The following is a 15,158-nucleotide window of genomic DNA, read 5'->3' as shown; positions in this document are numbered from 1 at the left end:
TTAATTATATAATTTTTATATCGTGGTTTTTAAAAGCTTTGAGCAATAAATCGTTTGGGTTCAATTCGGTTATCATAGTATTAATAGAACTGATATCACAGGTTTTATAACGGTGTTGAGAATTCAGTTTTTCAGAAATCGATAATAATACCGTTTTCTTTGAAGCCTTTATTATTGCCTTTTTAATTTGAACAATATCCCAATCAAACTCCGTCAGTCCAAAGGTCGCATCAACATAACCGGTTCCAATAAAACTATAATCGAACCGTATTTCTGAAATATGATGAATTGCATTTGCCCCTATCGCAATTTGTGCCTCTTTTGAAATTTGCCCTCCAATAGAAATCACGTTAATATTGGCTTTATGGGAAAGTTCCATAGCAACGGGCAAACTTATGGTGAAACATGTAAGGTTCATGTTTTCGGGTATAATACGTGCCAGTTCCATACATGTTGTCCCCCCATCTAAAAAAATAACCGCGCCATCTCGCAGCATTGTAATGGCCTTTGTCGCTATGGCAACTTTATCATCTAATTTATAGATATTGGTATTTCTTGCACTATTGGTCATGTACCCCATAGAAATAGCACCACCGTGCACCTTTCTAAGCTTATTTTCGGCATCAAGCTCTTTTACATCTCTTCTTATAGTATCTATTGACACATCTAATGCCTCGGCTATATCGGTAATGAGAATTCTATTATGCAGATCTACTTCGTTTAGAATGGTCTGCTGACGTTCCTCTTTTAACATGTAATGGCAATTTTTCTAATGAATATGGCAAAGATAGCGATTTTTATCACATGCCGTTTTGTGACGTTAATATAATGTAAACACATATTAAAGATTAATTAACAGCAAAAAACGGCATAATTTATTGCAAAAAACCGCAAGTAATCAAAATAACGCATATATTTGCATGATTTAAAAATCCAAAAACCTATCATAATCATATGAAAAACGCCGTAAAAGATTCCAAAATCGATATCAGTTACAAACCAATTGGTCAGTTTGAAGAAACCAGGTTCGAAAAAATTCATAACGTAATCTTCCAAGATTCTAATGAGGCCTCTATTCAAGTTGCGCATGAAATAGCTGCACTGATCAAAAAGAGACAAGGGCAAAAAAGAAATTGTGTTTTGGGCTTAGCTACAGGTTCTTCGCCAATAAGGGTATATGAAGAGTTGGTTCGTTTGCACAAAGAAGAAGGTATAAGCTTTAAAAATGTGGTCACTTTTAACTTAGACGAATATCTCCCTATGGAGCCAAATAATATTCAAAGTTATTTCTACTTCATGCACGAGCATCTTTTTAATCATGTAGATATCCCAGAAAAGAATATTCATATTCCAGATGGTACGGTAAGTAATGAGGAAACAACAGCTTACTGCTTAAGTTATGAGCAAAAAATAAAAGAACATGGCGGACTGGATTTTCAACTTTTAGGTATTGGTAGAACGGGTCATATCGGTTTTAATGAACCTGGATCTCACTTTAATTCCGGCACACGAGTAATTACCCTTGATCACATTACCCGTGTTGATGCGGCCCCATCTTTTTTAGGCATAGACAATGTACCTAGAAAAGCCATTACCATGGGAATTTCTACGGTAAGAAAAGCAAAACGAATAGTATTATTAGGATGGGGACAGAACAAAGCCAACATCATCAAAAAAACTATTGAAGGTGAAATTTCCTCTCATGTTCCTGCAACCTATCTGCAGCAACATGACAATTGCACCTTTGTATTAGATACCGGTGCCGGAAGCGAGTTGACCAGAAACAAAACTCCTTGGTTGGTAGATGCCTGTGAATGGACAGAAGAATTGAAAGCAAAAGCAATTGTTTGGCTTTGTGAGACTACAGGAAAAACAATTTTAAGTTTGACCGACAAAGATTACAACGACAACGGCATGGCTGATCTTTTAGCGCTGAACGATGCTTATAACCTGAACATTGAAATGTTCAACAAACTACAGCATACCATTACCGGATGGCCTGGTGGTAAACCAAATGCCGATGACACTAACCGACCAGAACGTGCCAACCCGGCTAAAAAGAGAGTAATTATATTTAGCCCTCACCCAGATGATGACGTGATTTCTATGGGCGGAACTTTTGACAGACTGGTAGAACAAGGTCATGAAGTGCACATTGTTTATCAAACCTCTGGAAACATAGCGGTTTCAGATACCGATGCAAGAAAATATGCTGAAATAGCATTACATATAAATCCTTCTGACGAAGCCAATAAAATTATCAAATCGCTTTCTGAAAAGAACGAAACCCATATCGACTCGCCTGAAGTGCGAAATTTAAAGGGCAAAATAAGAAGAGGTGAATCTTATGCAGCAACCAGATACATGGGGTTACAAGATGAAAACGTTCACTTTTTAGATTTACCGTTCTACGAGACAGGTACTATAAAAAAGAAAAACTTATCTGATGAAGACATTACCATTGTTGCCAATATCATAAGTGAAATAAAACCTCATCAAATCTATGCTGCAGGTGATTTAGCAGACCCGCATGGCACACACAAAGTTTGTTTAGATGCGGTATTTGCAGCATGCGAAAAGCTAAAGTCTAAAGATTTCATGAATGATTGTTGGTTATGGTTATATAGAGGCGCTTGGCATGAGTGGGACATCAATGAAATTGAAATGGCAGTACCCATGAGTCCGGGTCAAGTTTTGAAAAAGCGAAATGCCATTTTCTGTCATCAATCTCAAAAAGATGGTGTAATGTTTCAAGGCGATGATTCTAGAGAATTCTGGATGCGCGCCGAAGAAAGAAATCGTGATACCGCTAATAAATATAAAGCAATGGGCCTATCTTCATACGCAGCAATGGAAGCCTTTGTAAGACATAAATTCAACTAACAACTAAATTGAATTAAAAGACCTATTTTTAGTTTAAAATGGGTCTTTTTTAAATTTATGGTAAAACAACTAACACTACTTGCCTTACTACTTCTTTTAAGTTCTTGCGGAATTTTTAAATCTTATGAAAAATACCCCAAAAGAGAGTTTAGAGGTGTTTGGATCGCTACAGTGGTCAATATAGATTGGCCAAAGAATGGAGCCGATTCTGCACAAAAACAAAAAGCAGACTACCTAAAGATTTTAAATTTCTACGAAAAGGAACATTACAATGCCGTTATAGTACAAGTACGTGCAGCTGGTGATGCCTTTTACGAATCTGAATATGCTCCTTGGTCAAGGTTTTTAACAGGTAAAGAAGGTACTCCACCTCAATGGAATACAGATGTTCTGGAATGGATGATTGCCGAAGCTCATGATCGTGGCTTGGAGTTTCATGCTTGGCTAAACCCATATAGAGCAACTTTTGATGAGAATTTTGAGGTTTTATCAGAAACACATGATTATTGTACACACCCAGAGTGGATAGTGCACTACGGAAAGAAAAATTATTACAATCCCGGTCTGCCCGAAGTTCGCAACCACTTTCAAAATATCATAGAAGAACTGGTCTCTAATTATGATGTAGACGCCATACATTTTGATGATTACTTTTATCCTTATAAGGTTACCGGTGAAGTCTTTAATGACTCGGTCGCCTACAAAACCTACGCACAGAACAATCAATCAATAGATGACTGGAGACGAAGTAACATTGACTCGTTGGTAAAGCAATCTCATGTAACCATAAAATCGTTAAAACCATGGGTTCAATTTGGTATTAGTCCGTTCGGAGTTTGGAAAAACAATTCTACCGACCCAAAAGGATCTGATACTAAAGCGGGGCAAACTACATTTGAAGATTTATATGCCGACCCATTGTTATGGATGAAAAAAGGATGGATAGATTATTTAGCCCCACAAGTATATTGGAGTATGGATCTACCCGTTGCATCACATAGAAAAATTGTTGATTGGTGGTCAAAAAATAATTACAACACCAACCTATATGTTGGTAACGGTCCTTATAAAATTAGAAACAACAGCGATAAAGCGTGGGACGATTATAAAGAACTACCAACACAAATAGAGTTAGCACGTAACACGCCTCAAATTCAAGGAAATGCTATGTTCAGTGCCAAATCATTAATGACGGAAAATGATGATGTGGTAGATTATATTTATAAAAAGTATTATAAAAAACCAGCATTAAACCCTGTTTCAACCTTAGCTAACAATCATATTGCAAAATCACCTAGATTAGTAAACTCAAGCAAAACAGACACTGAAGTCATTCTTGAATTCAATGATTTAAGTGCTATAAGATATGCCTTATGCTACTCATCTGGTATTAGGGTAAAAGAAACGTATGACATTAAGAAATTACTGTCCAAAATATATGTAGACAACACCTCTAAAACAGTGCGCATTCCCCTTGACCAACTGAGAAAAAAATATAATGCAATTAGTTTTATAGATGTTTACGGTAAAGAGACCACTCCAATAATTTTTAATTTAAAACAAGTGAGCAAGTAATATGGTACAAAAAGACAAAGGAGCTTGGGCATGGGTACCTGTGCTTTATTTCACGCAAGGATTACCCTATGTATTGGTAGTTACGGTTTCTGTAATCATGTATAAAAAATTAGGGGTAAGTAATGAGGACATTGGCTTATACACCAGTATTTTGTATTTACCATGGGTTCTTAAACCATTATGGAGTCCGTTCGTTGATTTAAAAAGCACCAAACGCAAATGGTTTTTAAGCATGCAACTTTTAATTGCCATTGCACTTTTAGGGGTTGGTTTATCATTACCTACCAATATGTTCTTCGTGACTTCATTGGCATGTTTCTGGATGGCCGCATTTGCTTCCGCCACTAATGACATTGCATCCGATGGGTATTATATGATTGGTTTAACGGAAAAAAAACAATCGTTCTTTGTAGGTATGAGAAGTACCTTTTATCGCCTAGCTATGGTTACCGGTGAAGGCTTAATAGTTGTACTTGCCGGGTTCTTGGAAAATAAATATGGCGACAATACTAAAGCTTGGAGCATAACCATGTCGGCCGCTGCATTTTTAATGTTGGTCATGACCGTGGCAAACTTCTTTGTAACACCTAAATATGAATCGGAACATATAGAGGAGAAAGAAAAGCCCGCAGGGTTTTTAGAAGTATTTTCTTCTTTCTTTCAGAAACCGGGCATAGGTATTGCCTTAGCATTTATTTTAAGCTACCGTTTGGGCGAATCACAATTGGTCAAAATGGCATCACCTTTCTTATTGGATTCACCGGACAAAGGTGGATTAGGGTATTCAACCGAACAACTAGGTACCATATTCGGTACTGCAGGAGTTATCTTTCTTTCCATTGGAGGAATTTTAGGAGGCATTCTTATTTCACGTGACGGATTAAAAAAATGGATGTTACCGATGGTACTTTCATTGAACCTTCCAAATATTCTTTATGCAGTATTGGCCATGACCAATACCACAAGTGTTTATGCGGTAACGGCTACGGTAATATTCGAAAAATTTGGTTACGGCTTCGGTTTTGCCGCCTTTTTAATGTACCTCATCTACATTGCCGAAGGTAAATCTAAAACATCGCATTATGCCATTGCTACAGGTTTTATGGCATTAGGTATGATGCTACCCGGTATGATTAGCGGTTACATGCAACAATGGTTGGGTTACGACGGATTTTTCGTTTGGGTAGTCATTGCTGCCCTACCGGCACTCTTACTTTTAAAATTTATTAAATACCCTGCAGATTTCGGAAAAAAAACAACAGTTCCCAATGAATAAAATAATACCTACAAACCAAGCAATGCAGCAACTAACCTTAAAACAGAAAGTGGGGCAGTTATTTATGCCCGCTGCTTTTATAAACGATACCGAAGAAGAAATACAACAACTTGAAAAACTGATTGCCGAACACCATATTGGCGGTATCTGTTTTTTTCATTCTAGAGCCAGTGCAGCAACAAATTTTGAGGGCAAAAAGAAAATAGTAGTTAATGAAGATAGTTTTGGCACTTTAAAAAACCTCATCAACAGATATCAAAAAGCAGCAACCTATCCCCTATTAATTTCTATTGACGCAGAATGGGGTTTGGCCATGCGCATTGAAAATACCCCGCAATACCCGTATGCAATTACGTTAGGTGCCAATAAAAATAATACCGACCTAGTATTTGAAGTAGGTCAAAACATTGCCAAAGATTGTAAGACCGCAGGAATACATTGGAATCTCTCTCCCGTTGTGGATGTCAACGTAAACCCTAACAACCCTGTAATTGGGTATAGATCGTTTGGTGATGACAAAGAACAAGTAATCTCATTGGCAAAAGCATTTGTAAAAGGAACCCAGTCCGAAGGGGTACTTACAAGCATTAAACACTTTCCTGGGCATGGAGACACGGCTACAGATTCACATTTGGGTTTACCGATTATTGATAAGACCAAAGAAGATTTAATAGCCAATGAGCTCTACCCTTTTCAAAAATTAATAGACGAAGGTGTAGATTCGGTTATGGTAGGTCACTTATCCGTACCGGCATTGACCACTAATGCAGAATTACCGTCAAGCATAAATAAAGATATAATCACTGGCGTTTTAAGAAACGAAATGGGGTTTGACGGAGTCGTAATTTCAGATGCATTGAACATGCATGCAGTATCTAAACATTATCCAACAAAGGGCGAATTGGAGTGGCTTGCTTTTAACGCAGGCAATGATGTATTATGCTTTGCCGAACATATTGAAGAAGGCATTGAGCATATTCTTAAAAATGCATCCGAAGCACAAATAAATAAAAGCATAGAACGTATTTGGAAGCTAAAAGAAAAAGCCATTATTCCCAAAAATATTCCCCAAGAACTAACCGACCCGAGTCCTTTAAATAAAAAAATAGCAGAACAGTCACTCACTTTGCATCACGGTTCTACTGAGAAAATCGAACATTTTAGAGCAACCAATTTCTGCACCTTGACGTTAAAAAGATTTGGTGCCGACCAAACGAACCAAGAAATTGTAGAAAATATTGCCGACATGCGCAAAGAGATAAAAAATGAAACCGAAATTCTATTACTGCTTACTCCCCCACAAATAAAACCGACGAACAACTTTGGATTCCTTCAAGAAGAAATAGATTTTGTAAATGAATTGATTGCCTCCAAAAAAGTGGTATTGTATCATTTTGGAAATCCATATGCTTTACAATTTTTTAAAACGGATAAAACAACGGCTACAGTAATTGCATATCAAAATTTTAAAGAGTTTCAAGATGTTGCCGCAGCACATTTTATGGGTACATTAGAGGCAAAAGGAAAATTACCTGTAAAACTAAATTAGAGTCTTATGAACCATAGTGGATGGGCTAGAGTAATTGCATTAATATTTCCATACGTAATAATAGTTGGTCTATTTCAAGTTGGCGGTGCTTTCGTTGCCGGTATTCCATTTGGAGATAACGATTTTCAAGCAAACTCGCTTCAGGAATTAATAATGACATTTTTTTCGTTTCTGGGAACGCTTCTTTTAGTCTGGATTTTTATGAAATATATGGACAAGCAAAATTTTATGGACGTTGGTCTTCAGATAAAAAACAGAAAAAACGATATTATAATAGGCACTCTACTTGGGTTGGTCATAATGGGATTAGCTTTTGTTAGTTTATGGGCAGCCGAAGAAATTATCTATACTGATTTTAACTTTGATGTATTAGAATTAATCTATACCACACTATTGTTCGTATTTGTAGCCATTTTAGAAGAAGTTCTTTTTAGAGGGTACATTCTAAAGAATCTTATGCTATCTTTTAACAAGTATATAGCACTAATAATTTCTTCTGCTTTGTTCGCAATAGCTCATGGTGCAAATCCAAATATTAGCCTATTCAGTTTAACAGGTCTTTTTTTAGCAGGAATAGCACTTGGCGCCTCATATATCTACACAAAGAATTTATGGTACCCTATAGCCTTCCATTTTAGCTGGAATCTATTTCAATCGTTATTTGGCTTCAACGTAAGCGGTCAAGATATCTATAGCATCATAGAATTCACAGTGCCAGAAAACAATATGGTTAACGGAGGGCAATTTGGCTTTGAAGGCTCTATTTTTTCGCTAATTATAGAAATGATACTGGTAGCATTGATTATATATTATTATCAAGTAAAAAAACCTCAACCTATTAGAAATGAAAATATATAAAATCATTGGTCTCATGTCGGGTACTTCATTAGATGGGCTTGACTTAGCTTATTGCCATATTTGGCAAAAAAAAGAGGCATGGCAATTTGAAATCAAAGAAACAAAAAGCATCAAATATTCATCTGATATGATGAATACATTGAAAAACGCCATTGATTTATCTGCGGAAAAACTTCTTGAACTTCATAATACCTACGGCACTTGGCTTGGCGAACAAGTACTAAATTTTGTCAATGAAAATTTATTACAAGTCGATTATATTGCCAGTCACGGTCATACCACTCACCATAGACCAGAAATGGGACTTACCTTTCAAGTAGGTTCTGGTCAACATTTGGCAAATGCTTGTGGTATAAAGGTAATATGCGATTTTAGAACAAACGATCTGGCATTAGGCGGTCAAGGCGCCCCTTTAGTGCCTATCGGAGATCGAATATTTTTTAGCCAGTATGAATTTTGCTTGAATTTAGGCGGAATCAGTAATGTCTCTTTCGAAGTAAAAGATAAAAGAATAGCCTATGATATTGGTTTGGCAAACATGATTCTCAACTACATTACTAGAAAGGTAGATTTGGAGTATGACGAAGATGGAAATTTGGCACGAAGAGGGCAACTAAACCACACCATGCTGGAAAAATTAAATAACTTAAAGTACTATTTACTACCACACCCAAAATCTATTGGTTATGAATGGTTTTTAGAAGAGGTTGTGCCCATAGTTGAAGAAACGGAAGACACCTTAGAAAACTTGCTTCACACAAGTGTACACCATATTTGTGATAAAGTGGCACAACAGATAGAGCTGAATTTCAAAACCAAAAATCAACAATTGTTGGTAACAGGCGGTGGTGCACTTAATTCTTTTTTGATTGAAACACTACAAGAGAAACTAGGTGAAACAACAAAGGTGGTGGTTCCCGAAAAAATTATAATAGAATTCAAAGAAGCATTGGTATTTGCTTTAATGGGGGTTTTAAGAATAGAGCAATTAACAAATGTACTTTCATCGGTAACCGGAGCAAAAAAAGATTCTTCGAGTGGAGTATTGTTCATACCGAATTAAACTTTTATGCCTAATTTACTCGATAATCGAGATTTAAATGACCAGAGGTTCTCCTCTGTTATTATATAAGTTTTATACGAATAGGCCTTAATACGACGTAAGCCTATTCATTCATTAAAATAGAATAGAACATGTCTGAAAAACAAAAGAAAGCAACCGCTTACTGGAAAGAAAATGTACGTTACCTATTCATTTTATTGACGATTTGGTTTATTGTTTCATTTGGAGCGGGCATTCTATTCAAAGAAGCATTGGATACTATTAAAATAGGCGGCTTCAAATTAGGATTCTGGTTTGCACAACAAGGGTCGATATACGTTTTCGTTATCCTGATCTTTGTATATGTAAGACTCATGAATAAGCTAGATAAGAAATACGGATACAACGATTAAACCAACCAACAAAAACCAACGAAATGAACGTACAAACCTGGACATATATTTTAGTAGGGCTCACATTTGCCCTGTATATCGGTATTGCAATATGGTCTAGAGCGGGATCTACAAAAGATTTCTACGTTGCCGGTGGCGGAGTTTCTCCATTAGCAAACGGTATGGCGACCGCAGCGGACTGGATGTCGGCAGCTTCTTTTATTTCCATGGCCGGTATCATCTCTTTTGCTGGTTATGATGGTTCCGTTTATTTAATGGGATGGACAGGTGGTTATGTTCTATTGGCATTATTACTGGCTCCATACCTACGAAAATTCGGGAAATTCACCGTACCGGATTTTATTGGCGACCGTTACTACTCGAAAACGGCTAGAATTGTCGCAGTGATTTGTGCATTGATTGTATCGTTCACGTATGTCGCAGGTCAAATGCGCGGTGTTGGTGTAGTATTCTCAAGATTTCTTCAGGTAGATATCAATACCGGTGTAATCATAGGTATGATTATTGTGCTCTTCTATGCAGTTTTAGGCGGAATGAAAGGTATTACCTATACCCAGGTAGCGCAATATTGTGTTTTAATCTTTGCCTTTATGGTTCCGGCAATATTCATATCCATACAAATGACCGGAAATCCAATTCCGCAATTAGGCATGGGATCCACTTTAAACGATGGCTCGGGCACTTTTTTGTTGGATAAACTTGACGGGCTTTCAACCGAACTCGGCTTCAATGAATATACAGACGGTTCTAAATCGGTGACCGATATTTTCGCAATTACCTTGGCTTTAATGGTGGGTACCGCAGGCTTACCTCACGTAATTGTTCGCTTTTTCACTGTGAAAAAAGTAAAAGACGCCCGTAAATCTGCAGGATTGGCACTATTGCTCATTGCCATTTTATATACTACTGCCCCAGCGGTTTCGGTATTCGCCAAAACCAATTTAATTAATACGGTAAGCAATGAAGAATATTCTAGCATGCCTGTATGGTTTAAAAATTGGGAAGAAACCGGACTCCTATCCTTTAACGATAAAAATGAAGATGGAAAAATTCAATATGTGGCGGATACCTCAAAAAATGAATTGACCATAGACAATGATATTATGGTGTTGGCAAATCCTGAAATAGCAGATTTACCTGCTTGGGTAATTGCCTTGGTCGCCGCTGGCGGACTGGCAGCAGCCTTATCCACTGCAGCAGGACTATTACTTGTGATTTCTGCTTCGGTATCTCATGATTTGGTAAAAAAAGTTTTTAAACCGAATATTTCCGATAAAGGAGAATTATGGGTAGCTAGGGGATCGGCAACCGTAGCTGTAATTATTGCAGGTTACTTTGGTATTAATCCGCCAGGTTTTGTTGCCGCAGTCGTTGCATTGGCATTTGGTTTGGCAGCGGCATCATTTTTTCCAGCAATTGTTCTAGGTATATTTTACAAAAAAATGAATAAAGAAGGTGCAATAAGCGGAATGGTAGTAGGTATTGTACTGATGCTATTTTATATGACAAAATTTAAATTTGGCTGGTTTGGCGGCGGAACCACAGCAGATTGGTGGTTTGGAATTTCGCCCGAAGGCTTTGGCAGTATTGCCATGATCGCTAACTTTATAGTAGCCATTATCGTATTACGATTTACCCCAGAACCACCATCGAACGTTCAAGAAATTGTAGAAAATATAAGAATACCTAGTGGAGCAGGTGAAGCCACGGGTCATTAAAAATAGTAATTCAACATTAAACAACAACCAAAGGCTTCAACAACCTTTGCATATTAATTAACGCATACCATGAGTAATTACCACATTAAACATCTTGAGGAGTATTATCAAGTTTATAGGAAATCGGTTCGTAATCCCGAAGCTTTTTGGGAAGAAATTGCCGAAGAACATTTCGTTTGGCGCAAACGCTGGGACAATGTATTGAGCTGGGATTTTAAAAAGCCTGAAATTAAATGGTTTGAAGGTGCCAAACTTAATATTACCGAAAATTGTTTAGACAGACATTTACCTACAAGAGGAGATAAAACTGCTATCATATTCGAACCTAACGACCCTAAAGAAGAAGCATTACATATTACCTACAGAGAGCTACATGAACGTGTATGTCGTATGGCAAATGTCTTATTGGACCACGGTGTAAAAAAAGGAGACCGTGTTTGCATTTACTTACCAATGATTCCTGAGCTATCAGTAGCACTTTTAGCTTGTGCGCGTATTGGAGCTATCCATTCCGTAGTATTTGCCGGGTTTTCTTCACATGCATTAGCGACCCGTATCAATGATTCAGATTGTAAAATTGTAATCACTTCCGATGGTTCTTTTCGTGGTAGCAAATCCATAGACCTAAAAGGTATTGTCGACAAGGCATTAGAAGGTTGCCCCGGTGTGGCAAATGTTTTAGTGGCAAAGCGCACAAACGCCAAAATTGATATGCTAAAAGGAAGGGACAAGTGGTTACAACCTTTATTGGATGAAGCTTATGCCGATTGCGTAGCCGAAATCATGGATGCAGAAGATCCATTGTTCATACTTTACACTTCTGGTTCTACCGGAACGCCCAAAGGAATGGTACACACCACTGCCGGTTACATGGTCTACAGTGCCTATACTTTTAAGAACGTATTTCAATATACTGAAAATGATGTATACTGGTGTACTGCAGATATTGGTTGGATAACGGGTCACTCATACATAGTGTACGGTCCCTTGGCAAATGGCGCAACTACTTTAATGTTTGAAGGGGTTCCCTCCTATCCAGATTATGGTCGTTTTTGGGACGTTGTAGAAAAGCATAAAGTAAATCAGTTTTATACGGCACCAACCGCCATTAGGGCATTGGCAAAAGAAAATTTGGACTATGTTGAAAAGCATGACTTATCTAGCCTAAAGGTACTAGGCTCAGTAGGCGAACCTATAAATGAGGAAGCATGGCATTGGTACAATAATAACGTTGGTAAAAAGAACAGCCCTATAGTGGATACTTGGTGGCAAACGGAAACGGGCGGAATTATGATTACACCGATACCTTATGTTACCCCAACTACACCAACCTACGCAACTTTACCATTTATTGGCATTCAACCTGCCCTAATGGATGAAAATGGACAAGAAATAAAAGGAAATCAAGTAGATGGTAGATTGTGTATTAAATTCCCATGGCCGTCAATTGCAAGAACGATATGGGGTAATCATGACAGATACAGAGACACCTATTTTTCTGCTTATGAAAACATGTATTTTACAGGTGATGGCGCGTTGAGAGATGCCGTTGGCTATTACAGAATTACAGGTCGTGTAGATGATGTAATTATTGTATCTGGTCATAATTTAGGTACTGCACCAATAGAAGATTCCATTAACGAGCACCCTGCGGTAGCAGAATCTGCAATTGTAGGATTTCCACATGATGTAAAAGGTAACGCACTCTATGGTTATGTTATCTTAAAGGAAACAGGAGAAAGTAGAGATCGTGAAAATTTAAGAAAAGAAATCAACCAGCAAATTACAGAACATGTTGGTCCAATTGCCAAGTTAGATAAAATTCAGTTCGTATCGGGATTACCAAAAACACGTAGTGGTAAAATAATGCGAAGAATTCTACGAAAAATTGCCAGTAACGACACTAGTAATTTAGGCGATACCAGTACACTATTAAATCCGGAAGTTGTTCAAGAAATTATGGACAATGCACTATAATTGGCAATAGCAACACATACTTTAATTGAACCAAGTTCGCCAAGCTCATTGAAAAAATATGTTTGGCGAATTTTATTTTACACGTGAGGTAGTCAAAACAATATCGGCATTTTCCCAACTTTGCTTTCTAAGTAGCTCAACCTCTTTAACCATATCCTGATTGTTTAAGTTTTCGTAAGCCAGTTTTAGACCGTGTAGCGCCCATCCATTTTTTGGCAATCTATCTAAATCTTCTTTATACGTTTTTACAGCATCATCGTAAAGACCAGCTTCTATTTGAATTGCTCCAAGGTGATGTCTTACTGAAAAAAACCAATCTGGCGGTTCATTATAATTTAAACCATCTTCAATTTTAACCGCTTCTAGTAACAATGCAATACTTTGAGAATACTTAGATTCCTTAGCCAAAATCTCTGCTTTTAAAACATTTCTGGCTATTTGAACCAAAACATCTACCGAGTTAATATCCCAAATTGATATTTCCTTCAAACTATCATCCTTCGCAAAAAACTCTAAAGATTGTAATTCCTTTTTTGCATTTTCAATTTCATCCAATCTTAAAAAAGCCATTCCACGGGCATAGTTTAAAATAGCTGATGGATATTTTAAAGAAGGAACATCATTTTTCATTTTCAATATTTCATCCCACTTACCGAACTTCACGTTAATGTAAAACGGTATCGTATAAAAATGCTGAAGCGTTCCCCAACCTGGCTCTGTCATTAACGTGGTACTTGAATGCCTTGCTACTTTGTTAGATGCGTCCAACGCCATTTCACTATTACCTTCTAATGAGGCAGTGGCTGCCAAAAAATGATAATTATGAGGAAAATAAGCAATAGGATATGCACCTTGGGCGTTGCACGCAGCCACATAACTACTATCAACGGCTACTGCCCGAACATTTGCCAATGTGCCTTTATGATAATCTCCAGTTCTAATATAAATATGGGAAGGCATGTGAACAAGGTGCCCGGCACCGGGCACTAGACCCTCATCAAAAATTGCAGCACTATCTAGAGCATCTTCCGGATGTACGGAGGCTTCAAGCATATGAATTTTAAAGTGATGCGCACCAGGATGTTTTGGATCTATTTCCAAAGCGCTGTTGACTACCTGAATAATTTCATTTGTTCTTTCTCTAGGATTTCCTTTTTCATCCCACAAATCAAACGGATACATATCCATTATTGACTCGGCATACAGCGCGGCAACATCAGCATCGTATGAATAATTATTATAAACTTCACGCAATGCATTTGAATATGCCAAATCAAGGTAGCCTCTATTCTCAACCGGAAACTGAACATACCTTTTCGACAGGGCATCAATGAGATCCTTTTCTTTTTGAGAAGCATTATTTTCTGCCAGTTCTTTTGCCTTTTGTACTGCATCGTACGCTCTTTGATAATTATCCGGTTCCATACCAGCATTATAATTAGGCCCTAAAACATAGGCAAATCCCCAATATGCCATTGCGCAATTAGGATCCAATTTTGTGGCATAATAAAAAGATCTTGCCGCCTCAGCATGGTTAAAACCGTATGCCAAGACCATACCTTGGTTTACATATTGTTGTGCTAGTCTATTATTGGTAGTTACGGGAAACTCCATCACATCTAACCCATCAATAAGAGGAGCAATATTATCAGATTGATACCATGCCATATCTGTTGTGATTGGAGCACAAGCTATAAAAGGTCTGTTTGAAATGTCGTGAGTATTCCCCCTATTCTTACATGCTACGAAAACAAAAAGTAGTATTAGAGAATAAAGAAATAATTTTTTCATAGCTGTAAATATTAATATTTATTAAAATATAATATTCACAATATAATTTCATGATTCTGAAAATCAATTATTTAAC

At 37.3% G+C, this 15,158-nt stretch carries 11 protein-coding genes; 9 read left to right on the top strand and 2 right to left on the bottom strand.

What is annotated here, in order from left to right; translation table 11 throughout:
• Positions 1 to 4: 4 nt before the first annotated feature.
• Entirely contained in the window at positions 5 to 754 is a 750-nt protein-coding gene (locus EXIGUO8A_RS13760) for a DeoR/GlpR family DNA-binding transcription regulator (RefSeq protein WP_159303576.1), read from the bottom strand.
• 200 nt (positions 755 to 954) lie between these two features.
• Between EXIGUO8A_RS13760 and nagB the strand changes: the two genes are divergently transcribed.
• The 9 genes from nagB to acs all read left to right on the top strand — a co-directional run bounded on the left by nagB (position 955) and on the right by acs (position 13,291).
• Positions 955 to 2,883, top strand: a complete 1,929-nt coding sequence (gene nagB, locus EXIGUO8A_RS13755) for a glucosamine-6-phosphate deaminase (protein WP_159303575.1) — start codon at positions 955 to 957, stop codon at positions 2,881 to 2,883.
• Between the two features lie 57 nt (positions 2,884 to 2,940).
• A complete protein-coding gene (locus EXIGUO8A_RS13750; protein ID WP_159303574.1) occupies positions 2,941 to 4,458 on the top strand; it encodes a glycoside hydrolase family 10 protein in 1,518 nt (505 codons plus the stop codon).
• A 1-nt stretch (position 4,459) separates the two neighbouring features.
• Positions 4,460 to 5,734 carry an MFS transporter gene (locus EXIGUO8A_RS13745; RefSeq protein WP_159303573.1) on the top strand — a complete coding sequence of 425 codons (1,275 nt, stop codon included), beginning with the start codon at positions 4,460 to 4,462 and terminating at the stop codon, positions 5,732 to 5,734.
• On the top strand, positions 5,727 to 7,283 hold the full coding sequence (locus tag EXIGUO8A_RS13740; RefSeq protein WP_159303572.1) for a glycoside hydrolase family 3 protein: 1,557 nt from the start codon (positions 5,727 to 5,729) through the stop codon (positions 7,281 to 7,283). Before EXIGUO8A_RS13745 ends, EXIGUO8A_RS13740 begins: the two co-directional genes overlap by 8 nt.
• A 6-nt stretch (positions 7,284 to 7,289) precedes the next feature.
• Positions 7,290 to 8,141 (top strand): CPBP family intramembrane glutamic endopeptidase, encoded by an 852-nt coding sequence (locus EXIGUO8A_RS13735; protein WP_159303571.1) that lies wholly within the window; start codon positions 7,290 to 7,292, stop codon positions 8,139 to 8,141.
• Positions 8,128 to 9,204: an anhydro-N-acetylmuramic acid kinase gene (locus EXIGUO8A_RS13730; RefSeq protein ID WP_159303570.1), complete on the top strand. Its 1,077-nt coding sequence runs from the start codon at positions 8,128 to 8,130 to the stop codon at positions 9,202 to 9,204. Before EXIGUO8A_RS13735 ends, EXIGUO8A_RS13730 begins: the two co-directional genes overlap by 14 nt.
• Before the next feature lie 131 nt (positions 9,205 to 9,335).
• On the top strand, positions 9,336 to 9,596 hold the full coding sequence (locus tag EXIGUO8A_RS13725; RefSeq protein ID WP_159303569.1) for a DUF4212 domain-containing protein: 261 nt from the start codon (positions 9,336 to 9,338) through the stop codon (positions 9,594 to 9,596).
• 23 nt (positions 9,597 to 9,619) lie between these two features.
• Positions 9,620 to 11,314, top strand: coding sequence for a sodium:solute symporter family protein (locus EXIGUO8A_RS13720; protein ID WP_159303568.1), 1,695 nt, complete (start codon positions 9,620 to 9,622; stop codon positions 11,312 to 11,314).
• Between the two features lie 69 nt (positions 11,315 to 11,383).
• Positions 11,384 to 13,291: an acetate--CoA ligase gene (acs, locus tag EXIGUO8A_RS13715; RefSeq protein WP_159303567.1), complete on the top strand. Its 1,908-nt coding sequence runs from the start codon at positions 11,384 to 11,386 to the stop codon at positions 13,289 to 13,291.
• 72 nt (positions 13,292 to 13,363) lie between these two features.
• Here acs and EXIGUO8A_RS13710 read toward each other — a convergent pair whose 3' ends face one another.
• Positions 13,364 to 15,082 (bottom strand): tetratricopeptide repeat protein, encoded by a 1,719-nt coding sequence (locus EXIGUO8A_RS13710; RefSeq protein ID WP_159303566.1) that lies wholly within the window; start codon positions 15,080 to 15,082, stop codon positions 13,364 to 13,366.
• Positions 15,083 to 15,158 lie beyond the last annotated feature (76 nt).

This window comes from Maribacter litoralis (genome assembly GCF_902506355.1).
In the GTDB taxonomy this organism is placed as follows: domain Bacteria; phylum Bacteroidota; class Bacteroidia; order Flavobacteriales; family Flavobacteriaceae; genus Maribacter; species Maribacter litoralis.
The sequence above is the reverse complement of the archived record's forward strand: the minus strand, read 5'-3'. Positions and strand labels throughout refer to the sequence as shown.

Excerpts from the sequence above, each read along its gene's own strand:
- EXIGUO8A_RS13750 (WP_159303574.1), top strand. The coding sequence starts at position 2,941 with ATGGTAAAACAACTAACACTACTTGCCTTACTACTTCTTTTAAGTTCT.
- EXIGUO8A_RS13740 (WP_159303572.1), top strand. The coding sequence starts at position 5,727 with ATGAATAAAATAATACCTACAAACCAAGCAATGCAGCAACTAACCTTA.
- EXIGUO8A_RS13725 (WP_159303569.1), top strand. The coding sequence starts at position 9,336 with ATGTCTGAAAAACAAAAGAAAGCAACCGCTTACTGGAAAGAAAATGTA.
- EXIGUO8A_RS13720 (WP_159303568.1), top strand. The coding sequence starts at position 9,620 with ATGAACGTACAAACCTGGACATATATTTTAGTAGGGCTCACATTTGCC.
- EXIGUO8A_RS13745 (WP_159303573.1), top strand. The coding sequence starts at position 4,460 with ATGGTACAAAAAGACAAAGGAGCTTGGGCATGGGTACCTGTGCTTTAT.
- nagB (WP_159303575.1), top strand. The coding sequence starts at position 955 with ATGAAAAACGCCGTAAAAGATTCCAAAATCGATATCAGTTACAAACCA.
- EXIGUO8A_RS13735 (WP_159303571.1), top strand. The coding sequence starts at position 7,290 with ATGAACCATAGTGGATGGGCTAGAGTAATTGCATTAATATTTCCATAC.
- EXIGUO8A_RS13710 (WP_159303566.1), bottom strand. The coding sequence starts at position 15,082 with ATGAAAAAATTATTTCTTTATTCTCTAATACTACTTTTTGTTTTCGTA.
- acs (WP_159303567.1), top strand. The coding sequence starts at position 11,384 with ATGAGTAATTACCACATTAAACATCTTGAGGAGTATTATCAAGTTTAT.
- EXIGUO8A_RS13730 (WP_159303570.1), top strand. The coding sequence starts at position 8,128 with ATGAAAATATATAAAATCATTGGTCTCATGTCGGGTACTTCATTAGAT.
- EXIGUO8A_RS13760 (WP_159303576.1), bottom strand. The coding sequence starts at position 754 with ATGTTAAAAGAGGAACGTCAGCAGACCATTCTAAACGAAGTAGATCTG.